The sequence below is a fragment of the Aeromonas sp. s2 genome, assembly GCF_040907935.1.
GTDB classification, from domain to species: domain Bacteria; phylum Pseudomonadota; class Gammaproteobacteria; order Enterobacterales; family Aeromonadaceae; genus Aeromonas; species Aeromonas dhakensis.
This window is the reverse complement of the sequence record NZ_JBFOCR010000016.1, coordinates 86,845-106,350: the sequence shown is the minus strand read 5'-3', so window position 1 is coordinate 106,350 and position 19,506 is coordinate 86,845. Positions and strand designations below refer to the sequence as shown.

At 59.7% G+C, this 19,506-nt stretch carries 15 protein-coding genes; 8 read left to right on the top strand and 7 right to left on the bottom strand.

Annotated features, from left to right (window positions below):
* Positions 1-79: 79 nt before the first annotated feature.
* From AB5Y81_RS13850 to AB5Y81_RS13825, 6 genes are all read right to left on the bottom strand, one after another.
* Positions 80-1,501 carry a carbon starvation protein A gene (locus AB5Y81_RS13850; RefSeq protein ID WP_010633644.1) on the bottom strand — a complete coding sequence of 474 codons (1,422 nt, stop codon included), beginning with the start codon at positions 1,499-1,501 and terminating at the stop codon, positions 80-82.
* Positions 1,502-1,641: 140 nt separating this feature from the next.
* Positions 1,642-2,346: a two-component system response regulator BtsR gene (btsR, locus tag AB5Y81_RS13845; RefSeq protein WP_279484185.1), complete on the bottom strand. Its 705-nt coding sequence runs from the start codon at positions 2,344-2,346 to the stop codon at positions 1,642-1,644.
* Between the two features lie 52 nt (positions 2,347-2,398).
* Positions 2,399-4,069, bottom strand: coding sequence for a sensor histidine kinase (locus AB5Y81_RS13840; protein WP_017782973.1), 1,671 nt, complete (start codon positions 4,067-4,069; stop codon positions 2,399-2,401).
* Between the two features lie 353 nt (positions 4,070-4,422).
* Positions 4,423-5,658, bottom strand: coding sequence for an HD-GYP domain-containing protein (locus tag AB5Y81_RS13835; RefSeq protein WP_005302214.1), 1,236 nt, complete (start codon positions 5,656-5,658; stop codon positions 4,423-4,425).
* Positions 5,659-5,767: 109 nt separating this feature from the next.
* Entirely contained in the window at positions 5,768-8,431 is a 2,664-nt protein-coding gene (gene adhE / locus AB5Y81_RS13830) for a bifunctional acetaldehyde-CoA/alcohol dehydrogenase (protein WP_005302211.1), read from the bottom strand.
* 295 nt (positions 8,432-8,726) lie between these two features.
* Positions 8,727-9,359 (bottom strand): 2OG-Fe dioxygenase family protein, encoded by a 633-nt coding sequence (locus AB5Y81_RS13825; RefSeq protein WP_026139035.1) that lies wholly within the window; start codon positions 9,357-9,359, stop codon positions 8,727-8,729.
* A gap of 269 nt (positions 9,360-9,628) precedes the next feature.
* On the opposite strand from AB5Y81_RS13825, the gene AB5Y81_RS13820 reads away from it, so the two are divergent.
* From AB5Y81_RS13820 to AB5Y81_RS13790, 7 genes are all read left to right on the top strand, one after another.
* Positions 9,629-10,264: a YchE family NAAT transporter gene (locus AB5Y81_RS13820; RefSeq protein ID WP_005302204.1), complete on the top strand. Its 636-nt coding sequence runs from the start codon at positions 9,629-9,631 to the stop codon at positions 10,262-10,264.
* Positions 10,265-10,543: 279 nt separating this feature from the next.
* The gene (locus AB5Y81_RS13815) at positions 10,544-12,163 is read left to right on the top strand and encodes an ABC transporter substrate-binding protein (protein ID WP_279484186.1); all 1,620 of its coding nucleotides are present in this window, start codon (positions 10,544-10,546) and stop codon (positions 12,161-12,163) included.
* A gap of 97 nt (positions 12,164-12,260) precedes the next feature.
* On the top strand, positions 12,261-13,181 hold the full coding sequence (gene oppB, locus AB5Y81_RS13810) for an oligopeptide ABC transporter permease OppB (RefSeq protein WP_005302198.1): 921 nt from the start codon (positions 12,261-12,263) through the stop codon (positions 13,179-13,181).
* Between the two features lie 14 nt (positions 13,182-13,195).
* On the top strand, positions 13,196-14,107 hold the full coding sequence (gene oppC, locus AB5Y81_RS13805; RefSeq protein ID WP_005302192.1) for an oligopeptide ABC transporter permease OppC: 912 nt from the start codon (positions 13,196-13,198) through the stop codon (positions 14,105-14,107).
* Positions 14,108-14,225: 118 nt separating this feature from the next.
* The gene (locus AB5Y81_RS13800) at positions 14,226-15,206 is read left to right on the top strand and encodes an ABC transporter ATP-binding protein (protein ID WP_005302188.1); all 981 of its coding nucleotides are present in this window, start codon (positions 14,226-14,228) and stop codon (positions 15,204-15,206) included.
* The gene (gene oppF, locus AB5Y81_RS13795) at positions 15,207-16,202 is read left to right on the top strand and encodes a murein tripeptide/oligopeptide ABC transporter ATP binding protein OppF (protein ID WP_005302185.1); all 996 of its coding nucleotides are present in this window, start codon (positions 15,207-15,209) and stop codon (positions 16,200-16,202) included.
* 296 nt (positions 16,203-16,498) lie between these two features.
* Positions 16,499-17,443 (top strand): TerC family protein, encoded by a 945-nt coding sequence (locus tag AB5Y81_RS13790; RefSeq protein ID WP_011706425.1) that lies wholly within the window; start codon positions 16,499-16,501, stop codon positions 17,441-17,443.
* 188 nt (positions 17,444-17,631) lie between these two features.
* On the opposite strand, the gene alr is transcribed toward AB5Y81_RS13790, so the two are convergent.
* Complete coding sequence (gene alr, locus AB5Y81_RS13785; RefSeq protein WP_011706424.1) at positions 17,632-18,858, bottom strand: alanine racemase; 1,227 nt, start codon at positions 18,856-18,858, stop codon at positions 17,632-17,634.
* Between the two features lie 190 nt (positions 18,859-19,048).
* Here alr and AB5Y81_RS13780 point away from each other — a divergent pair, with 190 nt between their 5' ends.
* Positions 19,049-19,495 carry an isoprenylcysteine carboxylmethyltransferase family protein gene (locus AB5Y81_RS13780; RefSeq protein ID WP_279484189.1) on the top strand — a complete coding sequence of 149 codons (447 nt, stop codon included), beginning with the start codon at positions 19,049-19,051 and terminating at the stop codon, positions 19,493-19,495.
* The last annotated feature ends 11 nt before the right edge of the window (positions 19,496-19,506 follow it).

The following is a 19,506-nucleotide window of genomic DNA, read 5'->3' as shown; positions in this document are numbered from 1 at the left end:
GAGTATGGCATCAGTGAGGGGAAATTAGCAGCAAAAAAAGGAGCCTTTATGGCTCCTTTTCTGACATGTTTGGCGTGGATCAGCTTTCGCTGGCCTTGCCGATCAGGGCGGGTCTGAACTTCATCAGGAAGGCGACGGTCACCACCAGGGTGCTGGCCAGACCGATGAGGGTGGAGACGCCCATCTCCAGTCCGAACCCGATGGGGGCGTTGGCCAGATAGGTGAACACCACGGCGGTCATGAACATGGCCGGCAGGGTGCAGACCCAGTGCAGCTTGCCCTCTTTGGCGAGGTAGGCGGCGGCAGCCCACAGCATCATCACGGCGGTGGTCTGGTTGGCCCAGCCGAAGTAGCGCCAGATAACCCCGAACTCGGCCTTGGAAATGATGAAACCGAGGATGAACATGGGGATGGCGATGAGCAGTCGCTTGGCCATCGGCTTCTGGGTCAGGTTCAGGAAGTCCGCCACGATGAGGCGGGCGCTGCGAAACGCAGTGTCACCGGAGGTGATGGGCAGGATCACCACGCCGAGGATAGCCAGGATGCCGCCAACGGTGCCGAGCAGGCTGGTGGAGACCTCGTGCACCACGGCAGAGGGGCCGCCGCTGGCCAGGGTGGCGTTGAGCGCTTCTGTGCTGTCGTAGAAGGAGAGCCCCAGGGTGCACCAGATGAGGGCGATGATGCCTTCACCGATCATGGCCCCGTAGAAGATGAAGCGGCCGGATTTCTCGTTTTGCATGCAGCGCGCCATCAGCGGGGACTGGGTGGCGTGAAAGCCGGACACGGCGCCGCAGGCGATGGTGATGAACAGCAGCGGCCAGAGCGGCAGCTCGGTCGGGTGCAGGTTGGAGAAGTCCATCCCGGTGTTGTAGAAGCCTTTGCCGGAGACGATGAGGCCGATGATGAGGCCGACCGACATGAACACCAGCAGGGCGCCGAAGATGGGGTAGAAGCGGCCGATGATCTTGTCGATGGGGACTATGGTCGCCAGGATGTAGTAGGCGAAGATGGCCACAATCCAGTAGACCAGGTCGGTGGAGGTGAGGTTGGCCAAGAGGCCCGCCGGGCTCAGCACGAACACCACGCCCACCAGCATCAACAGCACCACGGCGAACAGGTTCATGAAGTGCTTGGCGGCGGTGCCCAGGTGCTCACCGACCACGGTCGGTACAGAGGCGCCCTTGGCGCGTACCGACAGCATGCCGGAGAAGTAGTCGTGAACCGCGCCGGCGAAGATGCAGCCAAACACGATCCACAGCATGGCGACCGGGCCGTAGAGGGCACCCAGGATGGGGCCGAAGATGGGGCCGACGCCTGCGATGTTGAGCAGCTGCACCAGGTAGACCTTCTTGTCCGACATGGGGACATAGTCCACCCCGTCCGCCATGGTGATGGCGGGGGTTTTCAGCTCGGGTTTTGGCCCGAATATCCGCTCGATGAATTTGCCGTATACGAAGTAGCCGGCTATCAGCAAGCCGACACAGAGGAAGAACCAGATCATTGCTACGCTCCTGCTTTGTTATTTTTTGGTGTGCGCGGCCAGTGTAGGGGCTTGCACTGTTAACGGCAGGTAAAAAGGGGCGAGCGGCCGTATGGCGACCCGAGCGGTTGGCGCTCGTGATCCAGCTCACACCGCGCGGCTCACTCCAGTCCGAGCTGCTCCTTCAACTCCTTCAGGTAGCGGCGGCTGACCGGCACCTGGGCACCGCTCGGGGTCACTATCTCCGCCAGCTGATTCTCCAGCAGCCGGATTTCGAAGATGGCGGTCGGGGCCACCAGGTACTGGCGGTGGCAGCGCAGCAGCGGGGTCTTCTCTTCCAGGGACTTGAGGGTGAGCTGGGTGTGAAACAGCTCGCCCTGGCTGGCGACGTGCACGCCGCCGAGATCGGAGAAAGCGTACTCCACCTGTTCGATGGGCAGCAGCCGCACCCGGTTGTGCAGGTAGCCCGGAATGTGGCGAATGGCGGGGGCGATCGCTGTCATGGGCTGCGGGCTGAGATCCTGTCTCAACCGCGCCAGCGTCTTGGCGAGGCGGGCCGGCTCCACCGGCTTGAGCAGGTAGTCGAAGGCGTTCTCCTCGAACGCCTGGATGGCGTAGTCGTCAAACGCGGTGACGAAGACGATGCGGGGCAGGGGATCGAGCATGGCCACCAGCTCCATGCCGCTCAGCTTGGGCATCTGGATGTCGAGAAACACCACGTCGGGTCTGAGCCGCTGAATGAGCGGCAGCGCCTCGATGGCGTTGGCGGCCGTCCCCAGCAGCTCGATATCGGGCTCGGCGGCCAGCTGCTGCATCAACTCGTCGCGGGCATACGGCTCGTCATCGACGATGAGGGTGCGGATCATGGTGTTCTCCTGCGTGACTGGGGGGCAAAACTGGCTTGGTGTGACGGCCGGATCATGACGCCTCCCTGGGCAGGGTGACGGAGACCCGGGTCCAGCAGTCGGGCTCGCAGCTGACGCTCAAGCCATAGCGGTTGCCAAAAGCGCTCTTGAGGCGCCGATCCACCAGGGTCATGCCGAGCCCGTCACCGGCCGGTTTCTCCTGCCAGGTGCCGGCATTGTCCTCGACGTGAATGGTAACCCGATCCGTCGTCTGCTCGGTGTAGAGGCGAATGCGCCCCTGCTCCAGCAGGGTGGAGATGCCGTGCTTGATGGCATTTTCAATCAGTGGCTGCAGGGTGAAGCTCGGCAGCTTGAGGCCGGCGAGGTCGGGCGGGATGTCGTTTTGCACCGTCAGCCGGTCGCCAAAGCGGGCCAGCTCGATCTCCAGATAGGATTGGCAGTGCTCCTGCTCCTCCTGCAGGGTGGCCAGCCCGCTCTGGCGCTTGAGGTTCTTGCGAAAGAACAGGGAGAGGTGGAGCAGCAGCTGGCGCGCCCGCTCGGGCTCGCGCCGGGTGATGGCACTGATGGTGTTGAGGGTGTTGAACAGAAAGTGGGGGTTGATCTGGGCCTGCACCAGCTTGAGCTCGGACTGCACCAGCAGCCGCTGCTGCTGCTCCAGCCGGCCGGTCAGCAGCTGCTGGGAGAGCAGGTTGGCGATCCCTTCCCCCAGGGTGTGGTTGATCTTGAGAAACAGCCGCTTCTTGGGTTCATAGAGCTTGATGGTGCCGATCACCCCCTCGTCACCGTGCAGCGGGATCACCAGCACAGAGCCGAGCTGGCACTGGGGCGAGATGCTGCAGCGGTAGGGCTGGCTGTTGCCGTCGGCAAACAGCACCTTGTTCTGGGCGATGGCCTGCATGGTGATGGCGGAGGTGATGGGGGTACCCGGCTTGTGGTGATCCTCGCCGATGCCGATGAAGGCGAGAATCTTGTCGGTATCCGTGATGGCGACCGCTCCGACCCCGGTCTCCTCCTGCACTATCTGGGCGATGCGGGTGCTGGCCTCGGGGGTAAACCCCTGGCTCATGATCCCCACGGTGCGGTTGGCGATGGTGAGCGCTTTGGCGGAGAAGACCCGGGAGAACTTCTCGTACATTCGCTGCTGATCGCGGATCATGCTGATGAAGAGGGCCGCACCGCAGGAGTTGGCGAGGATCATGGGGGTGGCGATGGTGCGCACCAGCAACAGGGACTTGTCGAACGGGCTGGCTACCAGCAGGATGATCACCATCTGCATGATCTCGGCGTAGAGGGTGGTGAAGAAGGCGATGCGCGGCTCGAACAGCGCATCCATCTTGCCTGCCCGCATCAGTCGCCAGTGCACCAGTCCGCCCAGCAAGCCTTCGCAGGTGGTGGAGATGGCGCAGGCGAGATCGGTGAATCCCCCCAGGGTATAACGGTGTATCCCGCCGGTCAGTCCCACCAGAAATCCCACCAGCGGGCCTCCCAGCAGTCCCCCCAGCACGGCGCCCACGGCGCGGGTATTGGCGATGGCATCGTCGATATCCAGTCCCACATAGGTACCCAGAATGCAGAAGCAGGAGAAGATGAGGTAAATCAGCACCTTGTGGGGCAGCCTGACCGAATAGTTGGTCAGTGGGCGCAGCAGCGGACTCTTGGAAAAGAGGTAGGCGATGACCAGACTGACGCTCATCTGTTGAAGCAGGGAGAGGACCAACTGCATAAAAAACGTTCCTCAGAGTCCGTGCCGAAAAAAGCGGCAGTCTTGAATAAATGTGATCAGGATCTTGTTCTGTGGGCCATTCTGGCCAGAACGCCGGCGAAGTGTGCCAGAAACGCGGAATAAAACCATATAAAATCAGCATGTTAAATTGATATTTGTGTAATTGCCCAAGGATTGATATTGCTGAATTGAGCATGAATGTATCCGTTGGATACGCCACACGGAGGTGGCATGCTCCGCCCGACCAGCAGGTCGGGCGTTTTTTATCCAGGGGACGTGGCAAACCATTTTGAGGGTAATCGGGCAATTATTCAGGTTTGTCCAATGAGTTATCCCCAGCTTCTGGGGATAACTCAGAATGCAAAATAGTAACAGAAGCGTCGGGTCAGGTTGAAAAACAGCCGCTGCCCTTCGTCCAGATCTTCCTGCTTGAGAAAGGATTTGATGGTGCGCTCATCCTCCCGCAGGTCGACCATGGCCACCCCTTCCGGTCGTTGTGCCTTGATGTAGGGCAACACCTTGGGCTTGAGGGGCATGGTGGGTTCGGTGGAGAGCACCAGGGCCACCGAGTCGTCGGAGAGCAGCACCAGCGAGCCCGGCGGATAGACCCCCAGTACCTTGATCAGCAGCTTGACCAGATCCTGGTCGAATTTCTTTTGCGACAGCTTGTAGAGCTGGCTGATGGCCTGGCTCGGCGCCGCCGGTGTCGCGCTGTTGCGCGGGTGCAACAACTCGTCATAGTAATCCACCAACCCGATGATCCGTGCCAGCGGCGGGATCTCGCCCCCCTTGATGCCAAGGGGAAAGCCGCTGCCGTCGAGCCGCTCGTGATGCAGGTGGGCCACCTGACGGATCTTGGGCTCGAAGGCCTGCAACTGGGTCAGCATCTCCAGTCCGTACTGGGGGTGCATCTTGAGGAAGTTCTGCTCCGACTTGTTGAGTTCCCCCCGCTTCTGGGTGATCTGGGTCGGGATCTTCAGCTCGCCAATGTCGTGCACCAGCCCGGCCAGGCCGGTCTCCTCGATCTCGATGGGTGTCATGCCCAGCTCCCGTGCCATCAACATGGCGATGAAGGCCACGTTCAGGCTGTGCTGCAGCAGGATGTCGGTATGGGGGCTGCGAATGAGGTGCAGCCCGAGGGGGCCCTCGTGGGCGCTGATGCGGGCGGCGGCGTTGCGCACTATCTGCGCCGTGTTGGCGAGCCCTTCGTCCGGCTTGAGGTTGAGGGCGCCCAGGGCATCGCGCAGCTCGGACATGGACTGGCCGAAGGCCTTGTCGGCGGCGCGCAGGGAGCGGCGAAATGCCTTCTCGTCAAACGGGGGAGGGCCGCTATCCTCCGGCTCTTCGACAACGGAGAGGTCGGGGCCTGGGCTCGGAATATCGCCACGCAACAGGGGCTCGAGAGGGAGGTCGCTCTTGTCGGGGTCGACCATCAGCAGATTGAGATCAAGGTGGCGGATGATGTCGAGTTGCTGTTGATCCTTGATCTTGAAGGCATTGAACATAAAAGGGTGATTGGTCCATCCCGTGGGAAGATGGATATAGTGACCGACCCGCAACTGTTCTATGGATGCCTGTATCAGCGCCATACGCTCGCTCGCATTTCATGAATGCCTATGAACAAGCTAGCAAAATTAAGCAGATAGACAAACAAAAAAGCCCGCGCATGTGCGCGGGCTCTCGAGTCGACTCAGCTTATCAGGCTTTGGACTTCTTCTTGCCTTCTACTTTGGCATCAACCTTGGCGGCAACCTGGGCCTCCTCGGTGAACGGACGGCCGTAGTAGGTGTCCAGCAGGATGGCTTTCAGCTCGCTGATCAGCGGGTAGCGCGGGTTGGCGCCGGTGCACTGATCATCGAAGGCTTCCACGGCCAGCTGGTCAACCTTGGCCAGGAAGTCGGCCTCGGCGACGCCGGCTTCACGGATGGAGGCCGGGATACCCAGGGTTGCCTTCAGCTCGTCCAGCCATACCAGCAGCTTCTCGATCTTGGCGGCGGTACGGTCACCGGCGGCGGTCAGACCCAGGTGGTCGGCCACTTCGGCGTAGCGACGACGAGCCTGCGGACGGTCGTACTGGGAGAACGCGGTCTGCTTGGTCGGGTTGTCGTTCGCGTTGTAGCGGATGACGTTGCTGATCAACAGGGCGTTGGCCAGGCCGTGCGGGATGTGGAACTCGGCACCCAGCTTGTGGGCCATGGAGTGGCACACACCCAGGAAGGCGTTGGCGAACGCGATACCGGCGATGGTGGCCGCGTTGTGTACCTTCTCACGAGCGATCGGGTCGTTGGCACCGTTCAGGTAGCTGGAGGGCAGGTAGTCCTTCAGCAGTTTCAGGGCTTGCAGTGCCTGACCGTCGGAGTACTCGTTGGCCAGCACGGAAACATAGGCTTCCATGGCGTGGGTCACGGCGTCGATACCACCGAAGGCGCACAGGGACTTGGGCATGCCCATCACCAGGTTGGCGTCGACGATGGCCATGTTCGGAGTCAGCTCGTAGTCGGCCAGCGGGTATTTAACGCCGGTGGCGTCGTCGGTCACGACCGCAAACGGGGTCACTTCAGAACCGGTACCGGACGTGGTGGTGATGCAGACCAGTTCGGCCTTCACGCCCATTTTCGGGAACTTGTAGATACGCTTGCGGATGTCCATGAAGCGCATGGCCAGATCTTCAAACGCGGTGTTCGGGTGCTCGTACATTACCCACATGATCTTGGCCGCATCCATCGGTGAACCACCGCCCAGAGCGACGATCACGTCCGGCTTGAAGGAGTTGGCCATTTCGGCACCCTTGCGCACCACGGACAGGGTCGGGTCGGCTTCGACTTCGTAGAACACTTCTACTTCCATCTTCAGGCCCTTGAGCAGACGAACCACTTCGTCGGCGTAGCCGTTGTTGAACAGGAAGCGGTCGGTCACGATCATGGCGCGTTTCTTACCTTCCAGGTCGCCCAGGGCGATCGGCAGGGAGCCACGACGGAAGTAGATGGATTTCGGAAGTTTGTGCCACAGCATGTTTTCTGCCCGTTTTGCGACTGTCTTCTTGTTGATCAGGTGCTTGGGACCCACGTTTTCGGAGATGGAGTTGCCACCCCAGGAGCCGCAGCCCAGCGTCAGAGACGGTGCCATCGCGAAGTTGTACAGGTCACCGATACCACCCTGAGTGGTCGGGGTGTTGATCAGAATACGGGCAGTCTTCATCTTGTCGCCGAAGTACTTGATGCGGTCGGCGTTGCGATCCTGGTCGGTATAGAGACCGGAGGTGTGGCCGATACCACCCAGGTTGACCATGTCGCAGGCCATCTCGACGGCTTCTTCGAAGTTCTTGGCACGGAACAGACCCAGGGTCGGGGAGAGCTTCTCGTGAGCGAACTCTTCCTCTTCACAGATCTTCACGCCTTCACCGATCAGGATCTTGGTGTTGGCAGGCACGGTGACGCCAGACATTTCGGCGATCTTGACCGCAGGCTGACCCACGATGTTGGCGTTCATGGCGCCGTTGATCAGGATGACCTTGCGGACCTTGTCGGCTTCTTCCTTGGACAGCACATAACCATTGTGGGTGGCGAAACGCTCTTTCACTTGGTCGTAGACGGAGTCGACCACGATGGCGGCTTGCTCGGAGGCACAGACCACGCCGTTGTCGAAGGTCTTGGACATCAGGATGGAGGCGACGGCACGCTTCACGTCGGCGGTTTCGTCGATGACGACCGGTACGTTACCGGCACCTACGCCGATGGCGGGTTTGCCGGAGGAGTAGGCGGCCTTCACCATGCCCGGGCCACCGGTGGCCAGGATCAGGTTGATGTCGTTGTGCTTCATCAGGGCGTTGGAGAGCTCAACAGAGGGTTGGTCAATCCAGCCGATGATGTCTTTCGGAGCACCGGCGGCAATGGCTGCATCCAGTACCAGCTTGGCTGCGGTATTGGTGGAGTTCTTGGCACGGGGGTGCGGGGAGAAGATGATGGCGTTGCGGGTCTTCAGAGAGATCAGGGACTTGAAGATTGCGGTGGAGGTCGGGTTGGTGGTCGGTACGATACCGCAGATGATGCCTACCGGCTCGGCGATGGTGATGGTGCCCATCTCGTCATCTTCGCTGAGGATGCCGCAGGTCTTCTCTTCTTTGTACTTGTTGTAGATGTATTCGGAGGCGAAGTGGTTCTTGATAACCTTGTCTTCGATGATACCCATACCGGACTCTTCCACGGCCATCTGGGCCAGGGGGATACGGGCGTTGTTGGCGGCCAGGGCGGCGGCACGGAAGATCTTGTCTACCTGCTCTTGCGAGAAGCTGGCGAATTCACGCTGCGCTTCTTTGACGCGGGCAACCAGTGCATCCAGTTCAGCCAAATTGGTTACTGCCATGTTTATCTCCTGATGATTTGAAAACTGTTTAGTAAGACCTTGGCAATGCCCGGCAATTATAGATGCCCTGTCAAGAACAGAATCACCACAACGGGGTATTTACATGCCTTACTAAATCGCTTTCTGAGTCGATTATAGAGCGGGGCTGACTCAGAAAAACTTGATCTGGATCATGTGTAACAAAAGAACAAAAGAAATTTTGTTTCACAATACATGTTTGCCAGATGTTGCGCAGTTGTTTAGTGAGCCAGAGGCGGGATGAATGGTGCGTGAACAGGGGCTCACGCGCCATTTTTCAAGCAGTTAGCACGATCACGTCCCAATGTCCCCGGTCCGTGCCCAGGGGCAGAATGGGGGCGGCATTGTGATAGAAACGGCGATCATCCAGGATCAGATACTCACCGACGTTTAATTGTTGTTGGAAAAATGGTTGTTCTTTTAATCCATGATAGAGCTGCAAGGCGCCGCCGCTGACCCCTTCGCTGCCGCAGAAGAAGACCCCGATGAAGTCAAAGCCATCCTGGTGCACCCCCTCCGGCGCGGGCGGGACGCTCTCTCCTTCACCGGTGACGATGCGCATTTGGTGAATGCCGATGGCCTGACCGTCTTCCAGCCGGGTGTGGCGGGCGAACAGTTTCAGCAGCTGTATAAAGGAGGGATGAGCGACGAAGGCAGGCTCCAGCTCGGCATAGGTTCTGGGCACATCCCCCAGAAACTTGTTGATGGCGGCCGCCTGAAAGAAGACGCCGTTGTCGAGGGGCTGAAAGCGGGAGCCCTCCTTCTCCACCCGGCCGTAGCGGCGCTGGCGAAAGCTGCCCTGAATGTAGGGATCAACCGGCAGTCGCCCGAAGAAGCTAAGCAATGGGTTCAGGGTGCCTGCGGGCAGTGCATCCAGGTGCCACTGCAACTTGATGTCCGTATCAATCATCACGAAATCCTTGTTTGCTGAGATGAAATGTTGCGGCCAAACTCCATGGCCAGATAAAACTCGAAGCGATTTTATCAGAGTGTTAAATTGCGACAATCTTTATTAACAACTCAATCTGTCGAATTTTGTCGATGCATTAGAGGAACTAACTGAAAAGCCACGGAAAGGGTGAGATTATTTGATTGGTGAAGGTTTCGGGCATGATGTAAATTTACGCTCGGTTTATCGGGGTGGCCCACAGGGCCTCGTACTACTTCTGGATGGCGCCTATGGCAGCGATTGACGTCTCTTTATATCTGAAGTTTTTCATCGGTTTGTTTGCGATCATCAACCCGCTCGGCTTGCTGCCTGTGTTCGTCAGCCTGACCAGCCATCAGACGCCGGAAGAGCGGATGAAGACCAACACCACCGCCAACATTGCGGTGATGATCATCCTGCTGGTCTCCATGTCCATGGGGCAACTGATCCTGGACGGGTTTGGCATCTCGCTGGCCTCCTTTCGCATCGCCGGCGGCTCGCTCATCACCCTGATCGCCTGGTCCATGCTGCAGGGCAAGCTGGGGGAGGTGAAGCACAACAAACAGGAGAAAGGGGAACTGGCCGCGCGGGAATCTGTCGCTGTGGTGCCGCTGGCGCTGCCGTTGATGGCGGGCCCCGGTGCCATCTCCTCTTCCATCGTCTACGCCAGCCAGAGCACCTGGTCCCAGATGCTGGGCATGTCGCTGGTGGTGATGGTGTTTGCCTTCTGCTCCTGGTTGATATTCCGCGCCGCCCCCCTGCTGTTCAAGGTGATGGGCAACACCGGCATCAACGTGGTGACCCGGATCATGGGTCTCATCATGATGTCGCTAGGTATCGAGATCATGGTGGCGGGGATCAAGGGGGTCTTCCCCGGATTGATGTGATTCAGGTCTGTTTTGTTGGAGCCGGTCCTTGTGACCGGCTTTTTATTGTTTCTTTTTTGTTGGTCATTTCCTAGAATCGAGCGGGTTTGTATAAAAAACGTCCATCACGGGATATTTAAATTCTGAATAATTGGTCAAAAGCTGCTTTTTTGACCATGAAGTCCAGTCCTGCCTGACGATATCTATTGCATTATCAGAAATGTCAGGGAATTATGCTGGCAGCGGGGTACTTATCTCGTTGATGGAAAAATGCATGGAATGTTCTTGTGGAGTATGGAAATGACTCATAAAAAAACAATGATTAATACCCTATTGGTGGCAGCTCTGTTTGGCGGTGTCAACGCGGCACAAGCCGCCGATGTGCCCGCAGGTACCAAGCTGGCTGAGGTTCAGCAGCTGGTGAAAGGCAACGGCTCCGAGCCCGCAACCCTCGACCCGCATAAAACCGAAGGAACGGTTGAATCCAATATTCTGCGTGACCTGTTCGAAGGTCTCGTCTCCTCCGGCCCCAAGGGTGAAGTGCTCCCCGCCATGGCCGAGTCCTGGGAAACCAAGGACAACAAACACTTCGTCTTCCACCTGCGCAAAAACGCCAAGTGGTCCAACGGTGATCCGGTCACTGCCCACGACTTCGAATATGCCTTCAAACGGGCCGTCGATCCGAAAACCGCCTCTCCCTACTCCTGGTATCTGGAGATCCCGACCATCGTCAACGCCTCCGACATCATTGCCGGCAAGAAGCCGTCAGATACGCTGGGCGTGAAGGCGGTGGACGACTACACCTTCGAGGTGCAGCTGGAGAAGGCGGTGCCTTACTTCGTCAGCATGCTCTCCCACACCACCACCTACCCGGTGCCGAAGAAGGTGGTCGAGAAGTTCGGTGACAAGTGGACCCAGCCCGGCAACATGGTATCCAACGGCGCCTATGTGCTGAAGGATTGGGTGGTCAACGAGCGCGTCGACGTCGAGCGCAACAAAAACTACTGGAACGACGCCAATACCGTCATCAACAAGGTGACCTATCTGCCGATCCAGTCCACCAACGCCGAGCTGAACCGCTACCTGGCCGGCGAAGTGGATCTCACCTACAACATGCCCATCGAGCGTTTCAAGCAGATGAAGAAGGATCTGCCGAACGAGGTGAAGGTGAGCGGCTACGTCGGTACCTACTACTACCAGTACAACTTCAAGAAGAAGCCGTTTGATGACGTACGGGTGCGTACCGCGCTCTCCTATGCCATCGACCGCAACGTGATCGCCGACAAGGTGATGGGCAAGGGGGAAACTCCGGGCTACACCCTGGTCCCTGATTTCGTGGATGGCTTCAAGCCGGTGGCGCCGGCTTGGTCCAAGCTGACCCAGGCAGAGCGCGATGCCAAGGCGAAAGAGCTGCTGACCGAAGCCGGTTTCGGCCCGGGCAAGCCGCTCAAGTTCGAGCTGCTCTACAACACCGACGACAACCACAAGAAGGTGGCGGTTGCCGTGGCCTCCATGTGGAAGAAGCTGGGCGTGCAGGTGAGCCTGGTCAACCAGGAGTGGAAAACCTACCTGGAGACCAAGAAACAGGGTCAGTTTGACGTGGGCCGTGCCGGCTGGATCGCCGACTACAACGAAGCCTCCTCCATGCTGGATCTGATGCAGACCACCCACGGCAACAACGACGGCAAATACTCCAACCTGGCGTTCGACAAGTTGATGAACGAGTCGCGCAACCAGGTGGATGCCGAGGCGCGCAACAAGCTCTACGTCCAGGCTGAAGAGATCCTGGCCAAGGACATGCCGATCGCCCCCATCTATCAGTACGTGACTTCCCGTATGGTCAAGCCCTACGTGGGCGGCTATCCGGCCAACCCGCTGGACAACCTGTACAGCAAAGACATGTACATCATCGCCCACTGATTTTCGTTACAAGTCGCATAACAAGCAGGGCCCGCCAGACGGCGGGCCTTTATTACAACCGCGACCCTTTGGAAGCAGTACAGGACAGGAATTGTCTATGTTGAAATTCATTTTTAAACGTCTACTGGAAGCGATCCCGACTCTGCTGGTCTTGATCACCGTCTCCTTCTTCATGATGCGTTTCGCGCCGGGTAACCCCTTCAGCAGCGAACGCACCCTGCCACCCGAAGTGATGGCCAACATCGAAGCCAAATATGGCCTCGACAAGCCGATCGGGGTGCAATATCTCACCTATCTGGGCAACCTGGTACAGGGGGATCTCGGTCCTTCCTTCAAGTACAAGGACTTCACCGTCAATGATCTGGTGAGCCAGGCACTGCCGGTTTCCGCCAAGATAGGTTCCTTCGCCTTTCTGTTTGCGGTGACGCTGGGGGTCACCTTCGGCACCATTGCCGCCCTCAAACAGAATACCGTCATCGACTACCTGTTGATGTCGTCGGCCATGGCCGGGGTGGTGATCCCGGGCTTTGTGCTGGCGCCCCTGCTGGTGCTGTTCTTCAGTATCCATCTGGGCTGGTTCCCGGCCGGTGGCTGGCAGGGGGGTGGCGTGCAGTTCATGGTGCTGCCGGTGTTCGGCATGATGATGTATTACATCTCCGCCATCTCGCGGATCATGCGGGGCAGCATGATCGAGACCATGAACTCCAACTTCATCCGTACCGCCCGCGCCAAGGGACTGCCGCTGCGCCACATCATCCTGAAACACGCGCTGCGCCCGGCCATGCTGCCGGTGGTCTCCTACCTGGGCCCGGCGTTCGTCGGCATCATCACGGGTTCCGTGGTGATCGAGACCATCTTCGGTCTGCCGGGGATTGGCCAGCTGTTCGTCAACGGTGCCCTCAACCGTGATTACTCCATGGTGCTCGGTCTGACCATTCTGGTCGGCGCCCTCACCATCACCTTTAACGCCGTGGTCGATATTCTCTATGCCTTTATCGATCCCAAGATCCGTTACTAAGTCGGGAGTACATCATGGTTGTCACAACTGAAAAACGCGAAGCCATCGAGGCGTTCGCCCAGAAAGTGGAAGTGGTGGAAGGACGCTCCCTGTGGAAGGATGCCCGTCGCCGTTTCCTGCGCAACAAGGCGGCCCTGACCAGCCTTATCATTCTCTCCATCATCGGCCTGGCGGTGATAGTGGGGCCCCATCTGTCCCAGTACACCTTTGACGATCCTGACTGGGGCGCCATGCAGACCGGCCCCGACATGGAGACCGGCCACTGGTTCGGCACCGACAGCCTGGGGCGCGATCTGTTCGTGCGCACCCTGCTTGGCGGGCGCATCTCGCTGATGGTCGGTATCATGGGAGCCATGGTGGCCGTCATCATCGGCACCCTGTATGGCGCGGCATCCGGTTTCATCGGCGGTCGGGTCGACAGCCTGATGATGCGGGTCCTTGAGATCCTCAACGCCTTCCCCTTCATGTTCTTCGTGATCATGCTGGTGACCTTCTTCGGCCGCAACCTGGCGCTCATCTTCATCGCCATCGGTGCGGTGAGCTGGCTCGACATGGCGCGGATCGTCCGCGGCCAGACCCTGAGCCTCAAGAGCAAGGAGTTCATCGAGGCGGCCCATGTTTGCGGCGTCTCCAAGTGGAAGATCATCACCCGTCACATCGTGCCGAACGTGCTGGGGATAGTGGCGGTCTACGCCACCCTGCTGGTGCCGGGCATGATCATGTTCGAATCCTTCCTGAGTTTCCTGGGGCTGGGTGTACAAGAGCCCATGACCAGCTGGGGGGCCCTGCTGGATGAAGGCTCCAAGTCGATGGAAGTGGCTATCTGGCAACTCCTGTTCCCCGCCGGTTTCATGGTGGTGACCCTGTTTTGCTTCAACTTCCTCGGGGATGGTCTGCGTGACGCCCTCGATCCGAAGGATCGCTGATAAAGCGGCGAAAGAGCGTTGGAACAACGCGCCGAAGGGCCGCACAGTGCGGCTCAATCGGGCGGACAGCGCATCGGATCGACAGGAAAACGTCACGAAAGATCGATAAGGAGTTTTTATGAAGTTACTGGATGTAAAAGATCTGCGGGTCGAGTTCAAGACCCCAGACGGCAATGTGGTGGCGGTCAACGACCTCAACTTCTCTCTCTCTGCCGGCGAGACCCTGGGTATCGTCGGGGAATCCGGTTCGGGCAAGTCCCAGACCGCGTTCGCCATCATGGGGCTGCTGGCCAAGAACGGCATCATCACAGGGTCTGCCAAGTTTCAGGGCGACGAAATCCTCAATCTGCCGGAGCACAAGCTCAACAAGATCCGCTCCGAGAAGATCGCCATGATCTTCCAGGACCCTATGACCTCGCTCAACCCCTACATGAAGGTGAAGGATCAGCTGATGGAAGTGCTGATGCTGCACAAGGGGGTCAGCAAGGCCGAGGCGTTCGAGGAGTCGGTGCGCATGCTGGATGCGGTGAAGATCCCCGAGGCGCGCAAGCGGATGGGGATGTATCCGCACGAGTTCTCCGGCGGCATGCGCCAGCGGGTGATGATCGCCATGGCGCTGTTGTGCCGGCCGCAACTGCTCATCGCCGATGAACCGACCACGGCGCTGGACGTGACGGTACAGGCCCAGATCATGACCCTGATGAACGAGCTCAAGCGCGAGTTCAACACCGCCATCATCATGATCACCCATGACCTTGGCGTGGTGGCCGGCATCTGCGACAAGGTGCTGGTGATGTACGCCGGCCGTACCATGGAGTACGGCAAGGTCAACGACATCTTCTATCGCCCGAGCCACCCCTATACCGAAGGCTTGCTGCGCGCCATTCCCCGCCTCGATACCGAAGGGGAAGTGCTGCCCACCATCCCGGGCAATCCGCCCAACCTGCTGCGTCTGCCCACCGGCTGCCCCTTCCAGGAGCGCTGCCACCGGGTGAGCGAAATTTGCGGCCGGCAATCCCCAGTTCTGACGCCGTTCAACGACGGCCGGGAGCGGGCCTGCCACTGGGTATCGGATGCCATCATCAAGGGAGTGAACTAAATGGGGACTGACAAGAAACTGCTGCTGGAAGTGTCCGACCTCAAGGTCCACTTCAGCATCAAGAGTGACAAAGCCTGGCCCTGGGCCAAACCCTCCGCCCTGAAGGCGGTGGACGGGGTGACCCTGCGCCTCTACGAAGGGGAGACCCTGGGCGTGGTGGGGGAGTCGGGTTGCGGCAAGTCCACCTTTGCCCGGGCGCTGATCGGCCTGGTGCCGGCCACCGACGGCAAGGTGGTGTGGCTTGGCAATGATCTGACCAAGCTCGACCAGAAGGCGCTGCGCGAAAAACGCAAGGAGATCCAGATGATTTTCCAGGATCCGCTGGCCTCCCTCAACCCGCGCATGACCATAGGCGACATCATCGCCGAGCCCCTCATCACCTTCTACCCGGCCCTGCCGAAAGAGGAGGTGAAGGAGAAGGTGCGCGCCATGATGAGCAAGGTGGGGCTCTTGCCCAACCTGGTCAACCGCTACCCCCACGAGTTCTCCGGCGGTCAGTGCCAGCGCATCGGCATCGCCCGGGCGCTGATCCTCGAGCCCAAGATGATCATCTGTGACGAGCCAGTGTCGGCGCTGGATGTGTCGATCCAGGCCCAGGTAGTGAACCTGCTCAAGTCCATCCAGAAGGAGATGGGGCTGTCGCTCATCTTCATCGCCCACGACCTGTCGGTGGTCAAGCACATCTCGGATCGGGTGCTGGTGATGTATCTGGGCAATGCGGTGGAGCTGGGGACCGGCAAGGAGATCTTCGCCAACCCCTTGCACCCCTATACCAAGGCGCTGATGTCGGCGGTGCCCATTCCGGATCCGGATCTGGAGCGCAGCAAGACCATCCAGATCCTGGAAGGGGAGCTGCCATCGCCGATGAACCCGCCGTCAGGCTGCGTGTTCCGCACCCGCTGCCCGGTGGCCGGCCCTGAGTGTGCCAAGACCCGGCCGCAACTCGAGGGCAACTTCGACCATGCGGTCTCCTGCCTCAAGGCGGATCCGCTCTGAGGATGAGCAGGCAGAACAGGGCACCCGGGTGGCGCCCTGTTTTTTTGCAGCCGGCATGAAGATGCCTCTTGGCGTTATCTTTTTCCGCTGTTACTATCCGCGCAACAAGGGGAGTAACTTCTCGCCGGTTTGTCGTCATTACGGTGCACCCATATCCTGCAGTGCACCCGGCAGCCGGGCAGTTGACGCAAGTCGGCTGTAAGTGAGACCTTGCCGAGAGGCAAGGTGTATCTGCTCCAGACGCGAACCCACTGCCTCCCGGCCGTGGGTTTTGTCGTTTTTGGGAGAAGTGAAAAATGGGTGAATGGTGGATGTGGGCCGGTTTCTTCAGCATAGTGCTGGTCCTGTTATGGATTGATATCCGCTTTGTCGGCGGTGGCAAGGCGCACAAGGTGTCGCTGAAAGAGGCAGGGATCTGGTCCCTCATCTGGATCAGCGTGGCGCTCTTGTTCAACCTGGCCATCTGGTTCTGGCTGGATCACAGTGCCGGGCGCGAGATTGCCAACCAGAAGGGGCTGGAGTTTCTCACCGGCTACCTCATCGAGAAGGCGCTGGCGGTGGACAATGTCTTCGTCTGGCTGATGCTGTTCGGCTACTTTGCCATTCCGGCCGAGCTGCAGCGCCGGGTGCTGCTGTACGGGGTGCTGGGTGCCATCGTGATGCGGGCCGGCATGGTGTTCGCCGGCAGCTGGCTCATCGAGCAGTTCCACTGGATCCTCTACCTGTTTGGCGCCTTCCTGCTGCTGACCGGGGTCAAGATGCTGTGGGCGGCCGACAAGGAGCCGGATCTCGCCAACAACCCGCTGCTGGGCTGGATGCGTCGCCGCTTCAAGGTGACCGAGACCCTGGAGGGGGAGAACTTCTTCGTCTGGCGCGATGGCGTGCGTTACGCCACGCCGCTGCTGCTTATTTTGGTGCTGGTGGAGGTGAGCGATCTCATCTTCGCGGTGGACAGCATCCCGGCCATCTTCGCGGTGACCACGGATCCCTTCATCGTGCTGACCTCCAACATCTTCGCCATCATGGGTCTGCGTGCCATGTACTTCCTGCTGGCTGGCGTGGCCGAGCGCTTCGCTCTGCTGAAATACGGCCTGGCGCTGATCCTGATGTTTATCGGGGTCAAGATGCTGCTGCTGGATATCTTCAAGATCCCCACCGGCATTGCATTGGGCGTGGTTGCACTGATCCTGCTGGCCTCCATGGGACTAAGCCTCTGGGTGACTCGTAAAAAGACCGCTTGAAGGCGCTGTGAATAATTTGGGGGGATCTGTTCAAGATCCACCTGAGTGGTATCGCACTGAGCGTAGTAGCGCTGATCCTGCTGGCTTCCATGGGGCTGAGCCTCTGGGTGACCCGCAAGAAAACGGCATAATTGGCAAACAAGCAAAAGGGCTCCCGCGGGAGCCCTTTTTTTATGGCAAAGAGTGACTTAGCGCTTGATCTTCTTGGGGTTGGTGTAGCCCCAGATGGTGTACATGTCCGCCAAGAGGGCGCCGTTGTACTCCTCCAGATCCGCCTGTTTCACCTCGGCTTCACCCTGGCGGCCAAACAGCACCACCTCGTCACCGGGTTTGACCCCCTTGAGGTCAGTCACGTCCACCATGATGGTGTTCATGGAGGTCTTGCCGACGACCGGCACCTTCTGGCCCTGGATCAGCACATAGGCCTTGTTGCTCAGCGCCCGGCGATAGCCGTCGGAGTAGCCCAGCGGCAGGTTGGCGAGCCAGGAGTCGCGCTTGAGGGTGAAGGTGCGGTCATAACCGACGGTGTTGCCGGCCGGGTAGTGGTTGACGGAGGCAACCTGGGTCTTGAATGCCATTACCCGCTTGTACTCGGTGTAGGAGGGGATGGAGTCACCGTAGAGCAGGCCGCCCGGGCGCACCATGTCGAAGTAGGCGTCCGGCACTTCCAGGGTGGCGAAGGAGTTGGCGGCGTGGATGGTGATCTTGCTGCGATCCAGCTTGCCCGCTTCCAGCAGCCACTGGGAGTCCAGCTTGAACTGGGCCAGACCCATCTTGACGTCCTCTTTCTCCTCCACCGGGAAGTGGGTCATGATGCCGACCGGGGTGATCCCCTTGAGCTTTAGCATGGCCAGCGCGTCTTCCTTGGAATCAGCCAGACGCAGATCGATGCCGTTGCGGCTCATGCCGGCGGAGTTCAGCGCGATGTGCACCGGGATATTGGTGTGGTGGCGCTGGGCGATGTCGGCGATGCCCTGGGCACTCACCAGGCTGCCGATGAGCTCTTCCATCTTGTAGGGCAGGGCCTGTTCCACTTCGGCCGGGGTGGCGGCACGCACCCGCATCAGGCGGCCGGTGAAGCCCTTCTCGCGGGCCACACGGGCCTCTTCATTGCTGGCGATGCCGATGCAGGGGATGCCCGCCTTGACCACCGAGGGGACCAGCAGGTCGATGCCGTGGCCGTAGGCGTCCGCCTTCATGATGGCGCAGATCTTCGGCCCCTTGTCGCCGAGGCGATCCTTGAGGGTCTGGATGTTGTGCTCGAAGGCGCCGAGATCAACTTCCAGCCAGGCATTGCTGGCGGTCTGCACTTCGCCGTTGCGGTGATCGCTGGCGAGCGGCAGATAGGGGGCTGCGACGGCCTGACCGGCCAGCAGGCCCAGGATCAGGGTGGCCAGCAGTGTCTTCTTGTGCATGGGGTGGTTCCTTTCTTTATTGTTTGGGTTGAGGCGCATGACGGTCAGCGGCTGACCGTTTTCATGCAGATGGGATAAAGTGTAGCCAAGGCATTGTTATCGTTATGAACTTTGTCAATTTTCCACGGCGCTTTCCCGCCGGGGAGTGTAACGCAAGGTGCCGATCGTGGCACCTTCCGGGAGCCAATAGATGATGAGTCTTGAGTGTCGGGTACCACCGTTGCTGCTGTTTGGCCTGATCGTGGCGGCCATGCTGGGATGGGGCGCGGGTGACGTGAACGGTGGCTGGCCGCTACCGGCCCTGTTGCTGGCCATGCTCGGCAGCCTGTTCGGGCTGGGAGGCGTGCTGCGCTTTCGCCGCCAGGGCACCACGGTCACGCCGCTGCGCCCTGAGCAGGCCAGTGCGCTGGTCACCGGGGGGATCTTTCGTGTCAGCCGCAATCCCATGTACCTGGGGCTGCTCTGCTGGACCATGGCGCTGGCCTGTTATCTGGGTGGGCTGCTGGTGTGGCTCGGTCCGCTGCTGCTGTGGGGCTGGCTCAGCCGCTGGCAGATAGTACCGGAGGAGCGGGCGCTGCAGGGGCGCTTTGGTGAGGCCTATGCGAATTACTGCCGGAGGGTGCGGCGCTGGTGCTAGGGATTGTGCTG